Origin of the sequence: Scytonema sp. PCC 10023, from assembly GCF_963920835.1 — a bacterium.
Taxonomy (GTDB): domain Bacteria; phylum Cyanobacteriota; class Cyanobacteriia; order Cyanobacteriales; family Nostocaceae; genus Kalymmatonema.
On the sequence record NZ_CAWUDP010000317.1, the window covers coordinates 1 to 1,129 of the forward strand.

General features: G+C 46.2%; 1 protein-coding gene. It reads left to right on the forward strand.

Annotation, left to right across the window (positions count from 1 at the left end; genetic code table 11):
• On the forward strand, positions 1-1,044 hold a 1,044-nt coding region (locus tag ACM0OZ_RS48955), incomplete at its 5' end, for a transposase (RefSeq protein WP_414590179.1).
• Between the last annotated feature and the right edge of the window lie 85 nt (positions 1,045-1,129).

Consider the following 1,129-nt stretch of genomic DNA (forward strand, 5'->3'; position numbering starts at 1 on the left):
GGAGATCATACGGCTTGGTCAAGATTAGAAGCGGTCACCCTCAAAGAACGTACCTATGAACATCAAGCTCAACCAATGTCAGGTTCCAAACCAGTAACATTGGGACAAGGCTACAGTTCGATAGTTTGGGTGCCACAGACAGAAGGGAGTTGGGCATTACCGTTATTACATGAACGCATCACCAGCTTTACTAACCCCATTGAAAAAGCCGCCGCACAATTGAGACAAGTTTGTTTAAAACTACCAAAACGCCCTTTAACTCTATGGGATGCGGAGTACGGCTGTGCTAGCTTCGTTAAACAGACAGCAGATATTGCCGCCGATAAATTGTTCCGTTTGCGCTCAAATCGTTTACTTTATGGCAAGCCCGTCGCTTATACAGGGATTGGTCGTCCTCGTATTCACGGGGATAAATTCAAGCTCAATGATCCACAAACCTGGTGGACACCTGACCAATTGGTAGAGGTCAAAGATCTGAAGTTGGGGTTACTACGCTTGCGTTTGTGGCGTAATCTCCACTTTCAACAGTCGGCCAACAATCCAATGCATCTAGTTCAAGTGGAGCGCTTAAACGAAGATGGTGTTTTAAAATCCAGACCTTTATGGCTTGCGTGGATGGGAATTGAAATGCCACAATTGTGCGAATTCTGGCAACTCTACTTGCGTCGCTTTGCTGTTGACCACTGGTATAGATTCGCGAAACAACGGTTGCATTGGACTCTACCCAAACTGAGTACCCCAGAACAGTGTGAGCGGTGGAGTGACTTATTGCCATTAATGACCTGGCAACTGTGGTTGGCACGTGATATTGTGACTGACAACCCTCTTCCTTGGCAGAAGCCACAGGCTAAAATGACTCCAGGAAGGGTAGCCGCTGCAATGGGTGGAGTTTTGCCAATAATTGGTACACCGTCTGTTCCACCAAAACCCCGTGGAAAGTCTCCTGGCTGGCCTGCTGGAAAAGCACGTCTGCATAGAATTCGTTATCCGACAGTCAAAAAAGGTACTACTAAGCGGAAAAAAGAACAACCTAAGTCGGCTTGACCTTTAAGTTTTTCAAGTTTGAGATGTGTAACTTGTAAACTCAGTGCTGCTGGGTCATTTTGTCATGTGTTAGTCTAAACTCCAG